Source organism: Pseudomonas quasicaspiana (assembly GCF_021147825.1).
Taxonomy (GTDB): domain Bacteria; phylum Pseudomonadota; class Gammaproteobacteria; order Pseudomonadales; family Pseudomonadaceae; genus Aquipseudomonas; species Aquipseudomonas quasicaspiana.
The window spans coordinates 1-989 of the sequence record NZ_JAGTPI010000133.1 but is presented as its reverse complement, the minus strand read 5'-3'; the positions used below and the strand labels follow the sequence as shown (position 1 = coordinate 989).

Sequence of the window (989 nt, the reverse complement as noted above, 5' to 3'; positions counted from 1 at the left end):
CTCCTTGTATGTTGCTCCTGCACCAAGGAGAAGGGTTAGTCTCTAAGGTGTGACATACGAGAAATACGTTTCTGGGGGAGGCCGATCGCTCCTGAAGGCAGGACCAAGTCCTGACCTTGTCTGTAGAGAGGCCCCCCCGCCTCATTGCCCACCACGAAGAGTATCGAGAAGCCGACAAGTCGGACTTCGCATTACAAGGTTGCAGTGGCATGAAGTTCGAGGTCGGGGGAACCGGAGACATTTTTACCTGATTTCTCTGGAGTTGAAAGCATGGGGTTGTATATCGGTATCGACGTTGGGTCTCGCAGTTGCGCCATGAGCTGGAGGGACAAGGGCCGTGTGGCAGGTTCTTGGGACATTATCCAGACGCCGAAGGGGCGTAAGGCAGCCGTGAAAAAGCTGTTGTCCCTCAAACCCGTCGCGGTGGTCATGGAGGCGACTGGAGTTTATTACCTGGATCTGGCTATTGAGCTGGCCGCAGCGGGTTTGCCGGTCTCGGTCATTAATCCGAAAAGCTTCCATAACTTCGCCAAACTTACGCTGACAACCAGTAAGACTGACGGAATCGATGCGCAGTTATTGGCCGAGTATGGCGAGCGCATGACACCCCGATTGTGGGTTGCTCCTACGCCGATCCAGCTGGAACTACGGGCCATTGGTCGCCATATCAACCGCCTGACCTGCCACCGCACTCGGGCAAAGAACGAGCTGCATGCGTTGCAGGCGACTGAAACCTCAATGGCGCTGCTCATCGAGGATGAGGAAGAGGCGATTGCTATGTTCGACAAACGAATTGAACGCTTCAGGGTTGCGGGCCGTGAGTTGATCTCGACATGCCCCACACTGAGTGCGCAATTCAAGCACATGATAGCGGCGCCGGGGATGGGGGAAGTTTCAGTGTTTGCGGCATTGGCTGAGCTAACCACGTTGCCCACAACGCTGAAATCATCTCAGGTGAGTCGTCATGCGGGACTTGATGTGAGGCTGAC

Annotated in this window: 1 protein-coding gene; it reads left to right on the top strand. The window is 55.3% G+C overall.

What is annotated here, in order from left to right; all coding sequences use genetic code 11:
- Positions 1-270: 270 nt before the first annotated feature.
- Positions 271-989: IS110 family transposase (locus tag KDX30_RS29435; protein WP_231678249.1), on the top strand; the 719-nt coding region annotated here is incomplete at its 3' end.